This window comes from Winogradskya humida, assembly GCF_016862215.1.
In the GTDB taxonomy this organism is placed as follows: Bacteria; Actinomycetota; Actinomycetes; order Mycobacteriales; family Micromonosporaceae; genus Actinoplanes; species Actinoplanes humidus.
In genome coordinates this window covers 100,315-116,909 of sequence record NZ_BOMN01000087.1, presented here as the reverse complement: position 1 = coordinate 116,909, position 16,595 = coordinate 100,315, and the positions used below count along the sequence as shown (strand labels likewise).

General features: G+C 69.2%; 12 protein-coding genes and 1 pseudogene. 5 read left to right on the top strand and 8 right to left on the bottom strand.

Annotation, left to right across the window (positions count from 1 at the left end; all coding sequences use genetic code 11):
• Positions 1 to 10: 10 nt before the first annotated feature.
• The 3 genes from Ahu01nite_RS30410 to Ahu01nite_RS30400 are packed head-to-tail and all read left to right on the top strand — an operon-like array spanning position 11 to position 4,408.
• Positions 11 to 1,570 (top strand): class I adenylate-forming enzyme family protein, encoded by a 1,560-nt coding sequence (locus Ahu01nite_RS30410; protein WP_203840098.1) that lies wholly within the window; start codon positions 11 to 13, stop codon positions 1,568 to 1,570.
• Between the two features lie 16 nt (positions 1,571 to 1,586).
• Entirely contained in the window at positions 1,587 to 2,816 is a 1,230-nt protein-coding gene (gene hemA, locus Ahu01nite_RS30405) for a 5-aminolevulinate synthase (RefSeq protein ID WP_203840097.1), read from the top strand.
• Positions 2,816 to 4,408: a long-chain-fatty-acid--CoA ligase gene (locus Ahu01nite_RS30400; RefSeq protein WP_239159261.1), complete on the top strand. Its 1,593-nt coding sequence runs from the start codon at positions 2,816 to 2,818 to the stop codon at positions 4,406 to 4,408. Before hemA ends, Ahu01nite_RS30400 begins: the two co-directional genes overlap by 1 nt.
• A 105-nt stretch (positions 4,409 to 4,513) precedes the next feature.
• Here Ahu01nite_RS30400 and Ahu01nite_RS30395 read toward each other — a convergent pair whose 3' ends face one another.
• From Ahu01nite_RS30395 to Ahu01nite_RS30375, 5 genes are all read right to left on the bottom strand, one after another.
• The gene (locus tag Ahu01nite_RS30395; RefSeq protein WP_239159260.1) at positions 4,514 to 6,772 is read right to left on the bottom strand and encodes a putative bifunctional diguanylate cyclase/phosphodiesterase; all 2,259 of its coding nucleotides are present in this window, start codon (positions 6,770 to 6,772) and stop codon (positions 4,514 to 4,516) included.
• A 69-nt stretch (positions 6,773 to 6,841) separates the two neighbouring features.
• Positions 6,842 to 7,696 carry a carbohydrate ABC transporter permease gene (locus tag Ahu01nite_RS30390; protein ID WP_203840095.1) on the bottom strand — a complete coding sequence of 285 codons (855 nt, stop codon included), beginning with the start codon at positions 7,694 to 7,696 and terminating at the stop codon, positions 6,842 to 6,844.
• Entirely contained in the window at positions 7,696 to 8,646 is a 951-nt protein-coding gene (locus Ahu01nite_RS30385) for a carbohydrate ABC transporter permease (RefSeq protein ID WP_203840094.1), read from the bottom strand. The genes Ahu01nite_RS30390 and Ahu01nite_RS30385 overlap by 1 nt, the downstream gene beginning before the upstream one ends.
• Positions 8,647 to 8,709: 63 nt before the next feature.
• Positions 8,710 to 9,996: an ABC transporter substrate-binding protein gene (locus Ahu01nite_RS30380; RefSeq protein WP_203840093.1), complete on the bottom strand. Its 1,287-nt coding sequence runs from the start codon at positions 9,994 to 9,996 to the stop codon at positions 8,710 to 8,712.
• A gap of 29 nt (positions 9,997 to 10,025) precedes the next feature.
• On the bottom strand, positions 10,026 to 11,894 hold the full coding sequence (locus tag Ahu01nite_RS30375) for a glycoside hydrolase family 127 protein (RefSeq protein WP_203840092.1): 1,869 nt from the start codon (positions 11,892 to 11,894) through the stop codon (positions 10,026 to 10,028).
• A gap of 282 nt (positions 11,895 to 12,176) precedes the next feature.
• Here Ahu01nite_RS30375 and Ahu01nite_RS30370 point away from each other — a divergent pair, with 282 nt between their 5' ends.
• A complete protein-coding gene (locus Ahu01nite_RS30370) occupies positions 12,177 to 13,193 on the top strand; it encodes a LacI family DNA-binding transcriptional regulator (protein WP_239159259.1) in 1,017 nt (338 codons plus the stop codon).
• Between the two features lie 51 nt (positions 13,194 to 13,244).
• Here Ahu01nite_RS30370 and Ahu01nite_RS51705 read toward each other — a convergent pair.
• Positions 13,245 to 13,929 (bottom strand): annotated as a pseudogene (locus Ahu01nite_RS51705) (transposase); the annotation flags it as partial.
• Positions 13,930 to 14,211: 282 nt separating this feature from the next.
• Here Ahu01nite_RS51705 and Ahu01nite_RS30360 point away from each other — a divergent pair.
• Positions 14,212 to 14,574, top strand: a complete 363-nt coding sequence (locus tag Ahu01nite_RS30360) for a hypothetical protein (RefSeq protein WP_203840091.1) — start codon at positions 14,212 to 14,214, stop codon at positions 14,572 to 14,574.
• A gap of 521 nt (positions 14,575 to 15,095) precedes the next feature.
• Here the strand turns inward: Ahu01nite_RS30360 and Ahu01nite_RS30355 are convergent.
• On the bottom strand, positions 15,096 to 15,713 hold the full coding sequence (locus tag Ahu01nite_RS30355; RefSeq protein WP_203840090.1) for a Cap15 family cyclic dinucleotide receptor domain-containing protein: 618 nt from the start codon (positions 15,711 to 15,713) through the stop codon (positions 15,096 to 15,098).
• Positions 15,710 to 16,594, bottom strand: a complete 885-nt coding sequence (locus Ahu01nite_RS30350) for a nucleotidyltransferase domain-containing protein (RefSeq protein WP_203840089.1) — start codon at positions 16,592 to 16,594, stop codon at positions 15,710 to 15,712. The genes Ahu01nite_RS30355 and Ahu01nite_RS30350 overlap by 4 nt, the downstream gene beginning before the upstream one ends.
• Position 16,595: the final 1 nt, after the last annotated feature.

Sequence of the window (16,595 nt, the reverse complement as noted above, 5' to 3'; positions counted from 1 at the left end):
GGAGGCCGACATGGCGTTACCCGACAACTGGTGGGCACCGCACGACGGCTACGTCGCGCGGATCCTGTCAGCCCTGACGACCGACCCCGGCCGCCCGGTGCTGCACTGGCGCGACGAGACGCTGACGGCGGGACAGTTCGCGGCCTCGGTCGCCGGGACGGCCGGTGTCCTGCGGTCGCTGGGCGCCGGCCCGGACACGGTCGTGGGCATCCTGACCGCGTCGAACAGCCCCGGCATGCTCCGTGCCCGGTACGCGGCCCATCTCCTGGGCGCCGCGGTGTGCCACGTCCGGTCCACCAATCCCGGATCGTCGGCGGACCCGCTGCCCGTGGAGACCCAGCTGCGCATCCTGCTCGACACCCGGGTGCGGGTGCTGGTCACCGACGCGGAGAACAGCGAGCGCGCTCATCTGCTCGCCGGGAGGTGCCGGGGGCGGCTGACCGTCGTGAGCCCCGGCACGGCGGGCAGACCGGATGCCGCCCGCCCGGCCGCCTGGCACGCCCCCGCCCTCGCCGTGATCGGATTCACCAGCGGCAGCACCGGGCGGCCCAAGGGCACCCGGCTGTCGGCGGCGGCCTGGGACAACCTCGTGGAGGTGACCGGGCAGGCGTTCGGCGCACCGGACACGGGCGAGGCCCGGTTGCTGGTGACCACCCCGCTGAGCCACACCGTCGCGACGATGGCCGATGCCGTGCTGGCCGGTGGCGGCAGCGTCGTGCTGCACGAACAGTTCGAGCCGGATGCCGTGCTGCGAGCCGTGGCCGGGCACCGGATCACCCACACCTTCATGGCCACCGCACACCTCTACCAACTCCTGGACCACAGCGGTCTGCCCCACGCGGACCTGTCCTCGCTGCGGCAACTGATCTACACCGGCAGCGCCGCAGCGCCGGCCCGGATCGCCGAGGCCGTCCGGTTGCTGGGTCCCGTTCTGGTGCAGGGATACGGCACCACCGAGAGCGGCCGGATCACCTTCCTGCACCCCGGGGACCACCAGGACCAGGCCCTGCACACCACCGTGGGCCGACCGTTCGGCGAGAACGAGATCGCCGTGCACGACCCGGACACCGAGGAGGAGGTCGCGCCCGGGGTCGTCGGCGAGGTCTGGGTGCGGTCACCGAACCTGATGGACGGCTACTGGGCCGACCCCGCGTCGAGCCTGCGGGCCCTGCACCGGGGCTGGTACCGCACCGGCGACCTCGGCCGGCTGGACGAGCGCGGCTACCTGCACCTGCTGGGCCGGATAGCCGACGTGGTCAAGACGGACGGGGTGCTCGTGCATCCCGACGTCGTCGAGCGGCGGATCCTCACGATGCCCGGCGCGGCACAGGCTGCCGTCTTCGGCGTACGCGACAGCGACCTCGTCGAGCATCTGCACGCGGCCGTCGCACCCCGGCCGGGCGCACGACTGTCCATCGAGGACGTCAAGGCCCACATCGCCGCCGGGCTGAGCGCCGGCCACGTACCCACCGAGGTTTCGATCCTCGACGAGCTCCCCCTGAACGCGGGAGGCAAGCCGGACAAGCACCGGCTGCGCCTCGCCACCACCTCCGCGACCGTCGAAGCATGAGAGGCGAGTTGACGCCATGAACCAGCATCTGCAGTTCTTCACCGACGAGACGGCGGCGCCGGGCGCACAGCGCCGGGAATTCCTCGAGATCGGCCGTCGCGCCGGCCGCTTCCCCAGCGCCCTGGCGCGCAGGCACGACGGCTCCTCCGATGTGGAGGTCAGCGTCTGGTGCAGCAACGACTACCTCGGCATGGGCCAGCACCCCTCGGTGCTGGAAGCGGCCAAGACCGCAATCACCGCCTTCGGGGCCGGCTCCGGCGGCTCCCGCAACATCGGCGGCAACAACTTCTACCACGTCCTGCTCGAACAGGAGCTGGCCGAGCTGCACGGCAAGGAAGCGGCGCTGATCTTCTCCTCCGGGTACACGGCCAACGACGGGGCGCTCACCGTGCTCGCCGGTCACGCACCCGGCACCCTCGTCTTCTCGGACGCGCTGAACCATGCCTCCATCATCGACGGGCTGCGGCACAGCCGTGCCGAGAAGCGCATCTTCCGGCACAACGACGTGGCCCACCTGCGGGAGCTGCTGACGGAGGCGGACCCCGCCCGGCCCAAGCTGATCGTGCTGGAGTCGGTGTACTCGATGTCGGGCGACGTGGCGCCGCTGGCCGGGATCGCCGACCTGGCCGAGGAATTCGGCGCCACGACGTTCGTCGACGAGGTGCACGCCGTGGGCATGTACGGCCCGCAGGGCGCCGGCATCGCCGCACGCGAGGGGATCGCGGACCGCTTCACCGTCTACATGGGTACGCTCGCGAAGGGCTACGGCACCGCGGGCGGCTACATCGCGGGGCCCGCCGCCCTGGTGGAGGCCGTGCGTTCGCTGTCCCGGCCGTTCATCTTCACCACGTCCCTGCCGCCGGCGACCGCTGCCAGCGCGCTCGCCGCCGTGCAACACCTGCGGTCCTCCGACACCGAACGCGACCGGCTCGCCGCCAACGCCCAGCTCCTGCACCGGCTGCTGAAAGACGTACGCATCCCGTTCGTCTCCGACGGCTCGCACATCGTGTCGGTGTTCGTCGGCGACGACGCCCAGTGCCGGCGGGCATCCGAGATCCTGCTGACCCGGCACGGCATCTACGTCCAGCCGATCAACGCGCCCAGCGTCCGGGAAGGGGAGGAGATCCTGCGCATCGCCCCGTCCGCGACGCACACGCTCGGCGACGTGGAGAAGTTCGCGGATGCGCTCGACGGCATCTGGCAGGAGCTCGGCATCGCGCGCGGTGGCGTACGCGGAGTGGCGTGATGTCGCTGTCGCTGGCCGCCGTGCTCGCCGGCCCGGCGGCCCTGCACCCGCACCGCCCGGCGATCGTCTTCGGCGGGCAGACCTGGTCCTACGACCACCTGTGGCGCCAGGCAAGGCAGTACGCCACGGTGCTGACCGGCCGGGGCGTGCTCCCCGGGGACCGGGTGGCGTTGCTGCTGTCCAACACCCCGCACTTCGCGATGGCGTACTTCGGCGCCCTGGCGGCCGGTGCGGTCGTGGTGCCGGTGCACGCGCTGCTGAAGGCCGAGGAGATCGCGTACGTTCTCGAGGACTCCCAAGCCCGGCTGCTGGTGTGCTCCGGCGCCCACCTCGCCGCGGGCAGCAAAGCGGCCGAGGTCGCGGGCATCCCGGTGCTGACAGTGCTCGCCGGGGATGACGAGCACGCCGGCAGGTTGGACGTCCTCGCCGAGGCCGCGGAGCCCGTGAGCGGCTACCTTCCCCGCGAACCGGCGGACGCCGCGGTCGTGCTCTACACCTCGGGGACCACCGGACGGTCCAAGGGCGCGGTGCTCACCCACGCCAACCTCGTCATGAACATCGGCGTCACGATGATCTCGCCGTTCGATCTCACCACCGGCGACGTGCTGCTGCTGGCGCTGCCGTTGTTCCACACGTTCGGCCAGATCTGCGGCATGGGGGTGTGCTTCCGGGCGGGCGCGACCATGGTTCTCATGCCGTCCTTCGACGCCGGCGAGACCCTCGACCTGATGGTCCGGCACGGGCCCGTGGTGTTCATGGGCGTCCCGACGATGTACCTGGCCCTGCTCGACGCCGTCCGGGCGCGCGGCGGCACGGACCGGCCCCGGATCGAGCGCGCCTACTCCGGTGGTTCCGCGCTGCCGGTGCGGGTCCTGGAGGAGATCGAGGAGGTGTTCGGCTGCCCGGTCTACGAGGGGTACGGCCTGACCGAGACGTCCCCCGTGGTCGCCTACAACCAGCCGGGGCTCCCCCGCCGCCCGGGCACTGTCGGCTGGCCGGTGTGGGGTGTGGAGGTCGCGGTGGCCGCGGCGGACGTCGAGGGCCGCATCGAGCCGCTGGCCCCCGGCGAGATCGGCGAGATCATCGTCCGCGGCCACAACGTGATGGCAGGCTATCTCGGGCGCCCCGAGGCCACGGCCGCGGTGCTGGTGGACGGCTGGTTCCGCACCGGCGACCTGGGCCACCTCGGCCCGGACGGCTGCCTCACCCTGGTGGACCGCAAGAAGGACCTGGTCATCCGGAACGGCTACAACGTCTACCCGCGCGAGGTCGAGGAGGTGCTGGCACGGCACCCGGCCATCGCCCAGGTCAGCGTGATCGGCGTCCCGCACCCCCGCCACGGTGAGGAGGTGTGCGCCGTGGTGCGCCCCGCCCCCGGCAGCGGCGGGACCACCGGGCTCGGCGAGGAGATCGTGGCCTGGAGCCGGGAACGCCTGGCCGGTCACAAATACCCGCGCCGGGTCGAGTTCGTCGACTCCTTCCCGCTGGGCCCGAGCGGAAAGGTCCTCAAACGCGAGCTGACGGCCCGATACGCAGCCGATCAGGAATCGAGAAGCACAACCCGCGTACCAGCCATCAGCGTGGGCGAATGAGCCCGACATACGCGCTGACGGAACTCACCTCCGACGGCGCGGCAACCATCGCGGCGCTGGTCAGGAGCGCTCTGGTCAGGAGCGCTCTGGTCAGGAGCGCTCTGGTCAGGAGCGCTCTGGGCTGAGCCGCGCGGTGAGTAGCCCGGCCAGGGCGGGGCCGGGCATCGGGCGGGCGAAGTGGTAGCCCTGGCCGTAGTCGCAGCCCATCTCGGTCACGCAGCGGGCCTGTTCAGCGGTCTCGATCCCCTCGGCCACCACCTGCAGGCGGTACGCCTTGGCGAGCCGGACCAGTGCCTCGGCCACGGCGTACGTGTCGGGGTCGGTGTCGATGCCCGTGATGAACGAACGGTCGATCTTCAGGACACTGACCGGGAGGGTACGCAGATAGCTCAGCGCCGAGTAACCGGTGCCGAAATCGTCGACCGAGATGCCGATGCCCATGGCGCGCAACGCCTCCAGCCGTGCCACGGTCGCCTCGTCGGGGTGCAGGATGACGCTCTCGGTCAGCTCCAGCACCAAGCGGTCGGCGGGGAACCCGGTCTCGGCCAGGATGTCGCGGATCGTCTCGACCAGCCCGGTCCGGGTCACCTGGCGCGCGGAGAGGTTGACGCTCAGATTCACCGTCTGCCAGCCGGCGGCCTGCCGGCATGCCTCGCGCAGCACCCACTCCCCGATAGCGACCACCGCGCCGGTCTCCTCGGCCAGCTCGATGAAGGCACCCGGCATCAGCAACCCGCGGGCCGGGTGGTTCCAGCGCACCAGCGCCTCGACGGTCATGCCCCCGCCGTCGCCGGTCAGCCGGACCACGGGCTGGAAATGGACAACGAACTCGTCGTTCTCCACGGCGCGCCGCATCTCGGCGTCGCGTACGCGAATGTCCAGCTCGGGCGTGTAGACGCCGTAGCGGCCACGGCCGGAACGCTTCACCGCGTACATGGCGGCGTCCGCGTGCGCGAGCAGCTGCTCGATATCGGCCGTGGTCTCGTCCCGGAAGGCGACGCCGATGCTCGCCTCGACGCCGAGAACCGCCTCACCGAAGATCACCGGGGTACGCAGCGCGTCGACCAGCCGCTGCGCGATGCCCTCGGCGGCGGCCCGGCTCGGCAGCCCCGGGAGCACGACGGCGAACTCGTCACCGCCCAGCCGCCCGGCGGTGTCACCGGACCGGATCACCGCGCGAAGCGCCACCGCGACCGCCTTGAGCACGGCGTCCCCGGCCTCGTGGCCGTACGTGTCGTTGATCGGCTTGAACCGGTCCAGATCGATCAGCAGGACGGCACCGTGGCGGCCCTCGCGCATCGGCTGCCGGACCAGCTCGGTGAGCCGCTCGGCGATGAGGGCACGGTTGGACAGCCCCGTGAGGGGGTCGGTGACGGCGAGCCGGCGGTTCTCCCGCTGGGCGAACAGCTGCCGGGCGATCACCAGGGACGTGATCGCGACCCCGCCGAAGATCATCCCGCCGAGCGGATACAGGGCCTGGTGCCGGGCGACAAAGGCGATCAGTCCGTACGCCAGGACGATCGCACCGTACGGCAGCCAGCCGAGCCGCTTGCGACCCCGGCGCCGGGCCTGCGTCAAGCCGTCCTGGCACAGCCGGCGATGGACGGCGAGCAGCGTGAGGAAGGATCCCGCCGCCCACAGCAGGAAGGGCCAGCTGCCCGGCCGGTAAGAGATACCGAACTGGATGTACGCCACGGTGTACGTGCTGTCGGCGACCACCTTCAACGCCATGGAGCCGCTCAGCAGGCTCACCGCGGCACCCGCCTCCGGACGGCGCAGCAGCAGGATGATGAGCGCGAAGACCAGCAGCAGGTCGAGGACCGGCACCGCGGTGGAGAACGCGATCACCGCCGGGTCCGCACCCGGATACTGCAGCATCGGGCCGATCTCCAGGTACCACAGCGCCATACAGGCACCGGCCACGATGATGAGCGAGTCGATCAGCAGCTTGAGCCGATCGCCGCGGTCCCGCCGCGCGGCCGGGAGCAGCAACAGCCCGGCGACCACGAACGGGATCGCCGCCAGATACAGGTAGTCGGAGACGTTCGGATACGGGGGCGACCCGGGCTGGAAGTCCCGGATCAGCGACGCCACATGCGCCACAACCTGCCCGAGGAACGCCACCTCCAGCAGGACCCAGGCACGGCGCTCCCGCCGGTGCAGGCCGCCTTTGGTGATCAGCCGGAGCCCCAGCGCCGCGGTCAGCAGGGTGACCGGCACATACGCCAGGTCATTGAGCACCCGTATCTGGTGATCGGTGCCCCACCCGGTCACCATCTGCACCACGATCACCGCGAGCACCGCACCCGCCCCCCACACGGATGCCGTCAGCAGCCGGGAGGAGCCCGCTCGCAGATCTGCCATACCCACACGATCGACAGCAAACCCGCAGAGTTGCACCGAACACCGGTGTTGATTGGTGGCGCGGGAAGGTCACTTGACGGAGCCCGCGACCAGGCCGGCGACGTAGTAGCGCTGGAGGAGCAGGTAGAGCACGATGCAGGGGATCGCGGTGACCGCGACGCCGGCCTGCATGATGCCCCAGTTGAGGGTGCCGAGCTGGTTGGAGGCGAGGACGGTCAGGGTTACCGGCAGGGTGAACTTGGATTCGTCGGTGATCAGGATGAGCGCGGCGAAGAATTCGTTCCAGCAGGTGAAGAACGTGAACAGGGCGGTGCTGATCAGGCCCGGGACGGCGACGGGCAGCAGGACCCGGGTCATTGCGCCGAAGAAGCCGCAGCCGTCGATGAAGGCCGCTTCCTCGATGCCGGCGGGGAGCGAGGCGAAGCTGTTGCGCATGAGGAAGATGCCGAACGGCAGCTGGAACGTGGTGTAGACCAGGGTGAGGCCGAGCAGGGTGTTGCTCAGGCCGAGGCCGTGCAGGATCGAGAAGAGCGGCGTGATGATCGCCTGGAACGGGATCATGAACGTGGCCAGGATGATGAAGAAGAGCACGCCGCTGCCGCGGAAGCGTAGTTTCGCGAAGCCGTAACCGGCGAGGGTGGCCAGGGCGACGGTGAGCAGGGTGGCGCCGCCCGCTACGGCGAGGCTGTTGCCGACGTGCTGCCAGATGCCGTACTGGCCGGTGTCCTGCAATGCCTTGTAGTTGTCGACGGAGAGCTGGTGGGGGTACATCGTCGGAGGGTTCTCGGCCGCTTCGGCGCCACTCTTCAGTGACTGCGACAGCATGACGTAGAGCGGGTAGAGCACGAGGACCGAGACGCAGAGGCAGGCGGCCCACCAGGCGGCGCGGGGCAGGCTGCGGCGTACGTCGGTGAGGGTGTCCATCAGTTGTCCGTCTTCCGCAGCAGGAGCATCTGCAGCGCGCTGACTGCCGCCAGGACCACCATCAGCATGGCGGACAGCGCGGCGCCGTAGCCGAGCTCGAAGTTGATGAAGGAGGTGCGGTAGATCTGGTAGACGGCGGTGATGGTGCCGTTGGACGGCCCGCCCGAGGTCATGATGTAGAACTGGTCGAACGCGAGCAGGGAGCCCGCCACCGAGAAGACCAGCACCAGCGCGAGGGTGGGGCGCAGCAGCGGCACGGTGACGTAGCGGAACGTCTTCCACGGGCCCGCGCCGTCGATCAGCGCGGCCTCGTTGACCTCGACGGGGATCGACTGCAGGCCTGACAGCAGCAGGACCATCTGCATGCCGGCGACCTTCCAGACCACCATCAGGCAGACCAGCAGCAGGCCGCTGGTCGCGGTGGCGAACCAGTTGGTGTCGCGGCCGGCGATACCCAGCTTCGCGGCGAGGTCCGACAGCGGGCCGAGGCCCGGCTGGGCGAGATAGAGCCACAGGTACGCCGCGGCGGCGAAGCCGATGACCACCGGCAGGAAGAACACCGACTGGAACACCCTCGCCGCCCGGCCACCACGGTGCACGAGGAACGCGAGGGCGAGGGCGACGATCAGCAGTACAGGCGTGATGATCAGGGTGTATTCGAGGGTGAAGCGGATGGCGTGCAGCCACTCGCTGTCCTGGAACGCCCGGCGGTAGTTGTCCAGGCCGATGAAGCGGTGCTCGCCGAGCAGCGGCCAGTCGTGCAGCGACATCCAGAACGTCATGATCAGCGGCACGATGAAGAAGACGGTGACGACGGCGAGGGCCGGCGTCACGAGGGCCAGGCCCGTCAGCAGCCGTCGCCGCCGGTTGGTGAGCCAGGGACCGCGTACGGGCTTCGGTGCGGCCGCCCGCGACGCCCGCGACGCCGTCCGGCTGGTGGTGTCCGTCATGTGTCCTCCCCTCCCGGGAGAGTCGGGCCCGCCACGGGGTGGCCGCGGCGGGCTCCGGGGAGCTCAGCCCTTGTCGATGATGGCCTGGGCGGCCTTCTGCGCGGTGGCCTGGATGCTCGTGATGTCGCCGGTGCCGAAGACGGCCTGGTTGATCATGGTGGCCCAGGAACCGTTGTTGTCGTTGATGATGGCGTTCTCGACCACGCTGTACGGCGTCTGGCCGGTCGACATGGCGTCGCCGAGCGCCTTGTAGCGCGGGTCGAGCGGCGCGTAGATCTTGTCGATGAGGTCGGTCCGGACGGGGACGATCGCGTTGTTCGCGAGGATCGTCTGCGCTTCTTCGCTGGTCGACCACTTGACGAAGTCGTACGCGACAGATTTGTTCTTGGCAGTCTTGGTGACCGCGATCTCGTCGCCGCCGGCGAACGATGCCGTGCCGCCCGTCTTGCCGACGATCGGCGTCACCCCGAAGTCGATCTTCTTGTCCTTCACCAGGTTTCCCACGAAGAACGCGCCGAGGTTGACCATGCCGACCTTGCCGCTCTGGAAGGCGGTTGACTGGACGGTGCCGTTGTCGGTCTTCGCCGTCGGGGGCATCAGGCCCTCGGTCTGCATCTGCCGGTAGAACGTCAACGCGTCGGTGACCTCGGGGCTGTCGAGCTGGGCGGTCTTGCCGTCGTCGGAAAGCACGTTGCCGCCGCTGGCCCACACGTGCGGCGCGAACTCGAAGACGTTGCAGCCACCGCACTGCCCGGCCATGGTGAAGCCGTAGTAGTCGCCGCCGAGCTTACGGATCGCGCGGGCGTCGGCGAGCATCTCGTCGTAGTTCGCCGGCGGCTTCGCCGGATCCAGGCCCGCCTTCTTGAAAAGGTCCTTGTTGTAGAACGTCACCGAGGCCTCGGCGGTGAACGGCAGGGCGTACGTCTTGCCGTCGTAGATCGCGAGCTTCTTGTGCGCCGGGCTCAGTCCGTCCTTCCAGGACAGTGAGTCGAGGACCGGACTGAGATCGTCGAGTACGCCCTTGGAGGCGAAGTACGGCAGGTAGACCAGGTCGATCGAGGCGATGTCGGGGCCGGAGCCCTGCGCGGCGGCCGTACCGAACTTCTGCACGAAGTTCGCGGACGGGACGATGGTGACCTGGACCTTGCCGTCATGGGTCTTGTTGTACTGCTCGGCGAGCAGGTTGATGAAGGCCTTCTCGTTGTCCCGCGCCCACAGCGTCGCGGTGCCGGTCGGCTTGTCGGTGGCGCTCGAGGTCTTCTCGTCGCTGCCGCCGCAGCCGGAGAGGACGAGGGTGAGGGCGGCCGTGGCGGCGAAGGCCGCCGCGAGCCGGGAGTTACTCCTGACCATGGTGGAGTCGCTTTCTGCGATGTGAGCGGTCAGGCGAGCGGCAGCCAGACGCGCATGGCGCCCGGCCCCCGGTTCGCCCAGGAGTGGTAGGGAATCGCGGTGAAGGTGATGGACTCGTCCCCGGCGGCGGGCGCCGGTTCGTGGGCGGGATAGAGGTCCGGGTCGTCCTTGCGGGCGAAGCCCGACAGCCGCAACCGGGTGCCTTCCTCGGTGACGGCCGCGGACGGGTCCAGGCGCAACTGCTCGACGAGTACGCCGCCGGGCAGGTCGGCCTGCTCGACGCAGTAGACGACCGGGCCGCGCAGCACGGCCACGCAGCCGCGGACGGCGTCGACCCGTTCGTCGGCGCGGACCAGGCGCGGGGTCATCGGCAGGGCCAGCCGGACGGTGGTGTCGCCCGCGCAGGCCACGCGCAGGTAGCCGCCGGGCGTGGCCCCGGCGAGGATCTGCCCGCCGGTCACCTCCACCGCGGCGTCGGCGGCCCAGCTCGGGACGCGTACGGACAGCTCGCCGGTGCCGTGGGCCGTGATCAGGACGTCGCCGTCGTACGGATAACCGGTCTCGACCCTCGCGGTCAGCCCCGGGGCGCTGAACTCGCCCGCGGTGATCAGGTGCAGCTGCAGGCCGGTGTCGTCGCCGGTCGCGGCGTACGCGTGCACGGAGGCGAGCAGCCGGGCCAGGTTGGGCGGGCAGCACGCGCAGCGGTACCAGGGCAGCCGCTCGCTGGGCGAATCCTCGCTCGAACCGTCGTGGCCGGTGCGCAGCTGCAGCGGATTGGAGTAGAAGAACGCGGTGCCGGTCTCCGACGTCGACGCGGCGATCGCGTTGACCAGGGCGCGTTCCATCTCCTCGGCGTAGCGGGGCTTCCCCGTGGCCAGCAGCAGCCGCCAGCTCCATTGCAGCGCGGCGATGGAGGCGCAGGTCTCGGCGTAGGCGCGGTCCGGCGGAAGTTCGTACGGGTCGCCGTACGCCTCGTCGCGGTGCCGGGAACCGTGCCCGCCGATCACGTACATCTTCGTGCCGAAGGCGCTCTCCCAGAGCTTCTCCTGCGCGACCAGCAGCGCCTCGTCGCCGTTCTCCAGGTACAGATCGGTGACCCCGGCGGCCAGGTAGAGCTGGCGCACCGAGTGCCCGGCGGCCTCGGTCGCCTCGCGCACCGGCGCGTGGTCCTGGAAGTAGACGGCGCCGAAGTGGCCCGGGCCGAGCAGCCCGTGGCCACGCCGCTCGATCTGCAGCTCCGCCGCCCGCAGGTAGGCCTGGTCACCGGTCTCGCGGTAGAGCTCGACCAGGGCCGTCTCCACCTCGGGGTGCCCGTCGATCAGCGCCCGGCCGTCCTCGCCGAACTCCCGGACGACCAGGTCGGCGATGCGGCGGGCGACGGTCAGGAAACGCTCGTCGCCGCTGCCGCGGTGCAGAGCCACGGCCGCCTGCACGAGGTGACCGGCGCAGTACAGCTCGTGGGTGTAGTCCGGGCGGGCGAACCGCTGCTCGCCCGGCGTTCCCTGCACGTACGTGTTGAGGTAGCCGTCCGGCTCCTGCACCCGTTCGAGCAGGCCGGCCACGTCGTCCAGCAGCTGCGCCCAGCGGTCGGTGCCGCTGCGGCCGATCTCCCAGCCGACGGCTTCGAGTGTTTTGTACAGGTCGGAGTCGGCGAACCAGAAGCCTTGGAAAGCGCCCTGCGGGCCGCCTTCGACGAGCCGCCGGAAGTTGGCGAGCACGCCGCTGGTCTCCAGGTTGTCGACGCAGTGCCCGATGGTCGCGTCGGCGTTGAGCTGCTGCCAGGCGCCGAGGAAGGAGCCGGGGGCGAGGCGGGCGGCCGGGGACGGCAGCGGGGTCAGCCGGGCGGTTCGGCGGGGTGCGACCGGTCCGGCGGGGCTTGGCGTGGTGCGAAGGCTCACGAGCTGGCCTCTCGATTGTCCACGGGGCGCGTCCGTCAGGCCGCGCACACGGCAGAGCAGGAAGAAAACGATCGGAAACACTTTGGAAACCGTTTGCCTAGCGCCAAGTTAGGATGTTCACCCCGGTTGGTCAAGACCTAAGTCACACTGGCTTGTTAGCGCTAACCTTTGGTCGGAAAACCTTTTCCGCCTATGCTCTGCTCGCGCCCACCGATTTCGCCGCCCCCGCTTCGCTACCTGCCCTTGCGCTGCCCACCCTTTCGCTGCCCGCCGGAGTTGCCCATGACCGACAGCACCGCCTCCCGGGCGATGACGCGGCGAGCCGGCATCGCCGACGTCGCCGCTCTCGCCGGGGTCTCCCCCGGCACCGTCTCGAAGGCGCTCAACGGCCGGGGCAGCCTCCGGGAGGAAACCCGCGCCCGGGTCCGCGCCGCCGCCGACGAGCTCGGCTTCAGCCCCAGCACCGTCGCGCGCAGCCTGCTCAGCGGCCGGACCTTCACCGTCGGCATCATCACCACCGACAGCTACGGCCGCTTCAGCATCCCGGTCATGCGCGGCGTCGAGGATTCCCTCGGCGTCGGCGAGATGGACGCCTTCCTCTGCGACAGCCGCGACGACCCCATCCGCGAGCGCCACCACCTGCGCAAACTGCTCGACCGCCAGGTCGACGGCATCATCGTGGCCGGGCGCCGCACCGACGCCCGGCGCCCGCTGAGCGACGACCTGCCGGTCCCCGTCGTCTACGCCTTCGCCCGCAGCACCGACCCGCAGGACTGCAGCGTCGTCAGCGACGAGCGCGGCGCCGCCCGGCTCGCCATCGAGCACCTGGTCAAAACCGGCCGCCGGCGCATCGCCCACATCACCGGCCCCCAGTCACACGCCTCGGCACGCGAGCGCGCCGCCGGCGCCGCCGAGGCACTCGCCGAATTCGGGCTGGAGCTCGCCGGAGATCCCCTGTTCGGCGGATGGACCGAGGTGTGGGGACGCTTCGCGGCCGCCCAGTTGCTGCGCAGCGTCCCGGACATCGACGGCGTGTTCTGCGGCAACGACGTGGTGGCCCGCGGCGTCGCGGACGGCCTGCGCGAATCCGGGCTGAACCTGCCCGAGCAGGTCGGCCTGGTCGGCACCGACAACTGGGCGGTCCTGGCCGAGGCCGCCCGCCCCCCACTGACCACAGTCGACCTGGGCCTCGAGGAGATCGGCCGGCGCGCGGGCGACCTGCTGCTCGCCGCGATCGACGGCAACCCCGCCCCGGGCACCCACGTCGTCCACGGCCACCTGGTGGTCCGCGAGTCCTGAGCCTGCCGAGGCCTGTTTCATAACCGAGGTCGGAGCGAGGCGGAGTCCAGATTTCGGCGGGGCGCGGCTGGGCAGGTGCTCGACGGTGAGCCGGATGACCGTGCCCTCGATGACCGGCAACGCCTGGTCGTGATCTACCCAGGCGGCGCGGCGGGACAGCCGCGGGTGCAGCCGTCCCACGCCTGGGCGCGAGCCTGGCCATAGAGGCGGGTGTTGGTACGGGTGACCGCGTGCTCGACGTCCCAGGTGGCGGGGTCACCGAAGACGAACTCGCCGCCGTGCCTGGCCGGCCGACCACCCAGTGCCTGGTAGACGCGTGGCAGGGTCGCTCGGCGCAGCACCCGGTCGGAGCGCATCCGGCCGCGGATCTCCACCGGCAGGTCGCGCAGCAGCCAGGCGATGCGCGGGGCTTCGTAGCCGGCGTCGAGCAGGACGGTCCAGGAGGTGCGGCCGGTCTCCAGGGCGGCAATGAACGAGTACGGCCAGCCCGGGATCATCCGATGTCCGTCCTTGCCACGCCCGTAGGTGTGGCAGAAACGAGCGCTGCGGACTGCAGTTGCGCTGGCGCAGCACCTCGACGTCGGTACGGCCGTGGTTGAGCGCGTTATACATGGGCGCCGTGGCCGCGCCGGTGCTCCGGCGCAAGTGACAACCCGACCAGCGTTTTGACCGGTCCGTCGGTACACAGCAGCGCCTCAGTCAGCTCGAATAAGGCGTCCGCCCGCCGGGTCATGCATCAGCATGCCGAAGCGTCAACCCCAGCCTCCGCATGACGCTCTGTCACAGCAGACGGCTCGGAGGCCACCCCGACGAGTACACGGATCTGCCGATGACAGCAAGGCGGCCAACGAACTCGTGGCGCGGTGAGCCCGAGGATCGCTTCCCGGGATCCATCCGCGACCACTTCATGGCTATCCGAATACTCGCTATCTGCCATTCTAATTTGTGTGATCCCCCTCAACCCTACAATGGCACACCCGCCCTTCCGATCATGGTGCTCCGTGAGAATAATCAAGGAATGAAATACGCTCAGCTGGAGATCTTTACGACCGTTGAACTGGCGTGGATGCGTGACCCGACACGGCGCCGGAACCACTCCGCGGCAACCGAAGAGTTCCGGCGTGAGCACAAGGTTCGGCGGGCCTTCGGAAAAGCTCTCGGCCACACCACCCGGCTACGGCGCGACTCTCCCGAAGCCCGGACACCGGACGGCAAGCTGATATGGATCGAGGCCGCACGAGCGTTGTTCCGTGAGGCGAACTCCCACCGGGCACACGCCGTCGCCGAAGATGAGCGGGACCGCAGGCGTGCCGCCGGTGACCTGTTCGACTGGGGCCGGTTCACCAACCGCTGGCTGGTGAAGTACACCGCCGCCTACTAACCCACGAACACCGAACTCTCCATCACACCCGGGGCTTGACACGACAATTAACGCGCGGATGTGACAGCACTCAACCCAAGTCCACAACCGGTGGCGAGTCCGGCGGGAATGGACACGACATGGGCGACGTGGTGGCTCTACGCGGACGAGCCGGACACAGGAAGGCATTCCTGCGTAACGGAGGAAATCCCGCGCGCCTTATTCACGAGGCCCGCCCATGCCGTACTTCGCCTCGGCAATGACAGCAACCCTGCCGCTAACGAGCAACAAACCAATCTTCGACCACTATTCCGGCGGCACGCTCTCATGGCCGCGATGCGGGGCTAGCGGCGCACCGTCATCTAGCCAAGAAGAGCGGCGCCATCTAGCCAAGGTCGATCCTGTTGGCCGACCGTGAAGATCACCAACCGGCCGGCCGACCGCGATGGCCCATCCGTGCTGGCATGTTCGGGTAGGCCCACATGCGCCCGCCAGTTGGGCAATCTCCCTCTTGTGGCGCCGACAGCATCGATGTTCGCCGGTCACGCGAAATAGGTGGCTGCTTCGAGGAAGTCGTCTGCCAGTTTGTGGTGACGCCGGGTGAACTCAAGCTGGCCTTTGCTGTCGCGGTCGGTCCAGTAGCGGCCGGTTAGTCGCGAGGCGGGACTTCCGGATACGTCGAAGACCGTCGACCCGTGATGCATCCTGCTTCGGGGTTCGACACGTATGTCGGGGCGGTTGAGATAGAGATAAGCCAGCGTCCACGCGTTGTCCACGACGGATACGGCGGCCAGCGTGGAAGTCGACCGTGATTCGTCGGTGAACAGCTTGACGGTGGCAAGGGTGGCGGTCTGGTGGATGACCAGGTAGACGGTCTTGGGTGCTGGTGACGCCCCGGTTGCAGGGTTGACCCAGAAGGAGGTGAGGGTTCCCTGCCAGGTTCCGCGTACACAGCGGGGGATGCCCGGAATCCGCTGGACGAGGCTAAGTCGCCAGAGCCAGAGATCCCAGGCGCCCAGGATCAGGGTGGCGATCAGGACGGCGGCGGAGAAGACCCGCATCCAGCCCGTGTCGAGTTTTCCGCTGGTCAGCCAGGTGCCCGCAGCCAGGACGATGACGACCACCGCGGCGACCACCCGGATGGTGATGCTGCGTTTCATGAAGTCAGGCCGAGATAGGTCCAGGTGGCTTGGGCAAAGGCGCGTCCGTCGGCCCGGGTCCAGGCCTGGCCAGGCTGGAAGAGCCATTTGCATTCACTGACTTCGAGCCACCGCTGGGAGGCGTCGGAGGGTTCTGCGCCGTCGAGGCCGTGGTAAATGTGGTTGATGACGCCGCGCACGACGTCGGTCCACGTCGACCGGGAGAAGATGTCGTCCGGGCAATGGTAGACGAGGCATTCGACGAAGAACGACGGCACCTCGCGGTGTTTGCCGTCGAGGACCATGGCGTTTTCGACGCGCTTCATAATCCGGACGGTCTTCTTGTAGTTCTTGCCGGTGCGGTTGTTTTTGTCCCGGCCGTTCGCGAGCTGCTGATCGGGATAGTTGATCAGGCTGAAGCCGTCCTTCTTGAACACTTTGGCGCCGTCGCGGCCGCCGGAGGCGAAGTAGTACCGGTAGTTGAAACACGGCACCACGTCGGCGTCCACCCGGGCGCTACCCGAGTGGATACGGAAGGCGGTCGAGCCGGACGTGTCTACCTGGCCCGGAAACTTCTTCACCAGCGCGTTTTGGAGCTCGGAGCGCAGTTTCGTGGGAGTCCAGATGCCCTGGTACGGCGAGGTGGAGGTGTGGATACCGGGCTTGGCCTCGTCCCAGTACATGACGTCGCGGCATTGCACGGCGATGTCCACGTCGCTGTCGGTTTTGACGTTCGTGTTGTTGGCGTACGACCCTTTGGCGTAGATCCGAAGATCGCAGGCGTCGAAGGCCGCATGCTCTTTGATCGCCTCACGGATCATCCGTTCAGTACGTTCTTGCTTGTCTTGCTCCGTTGAGCTGGACGGCCCCGTCCAACCCGCCAGCTTTTCTTCCAGCCCCAAC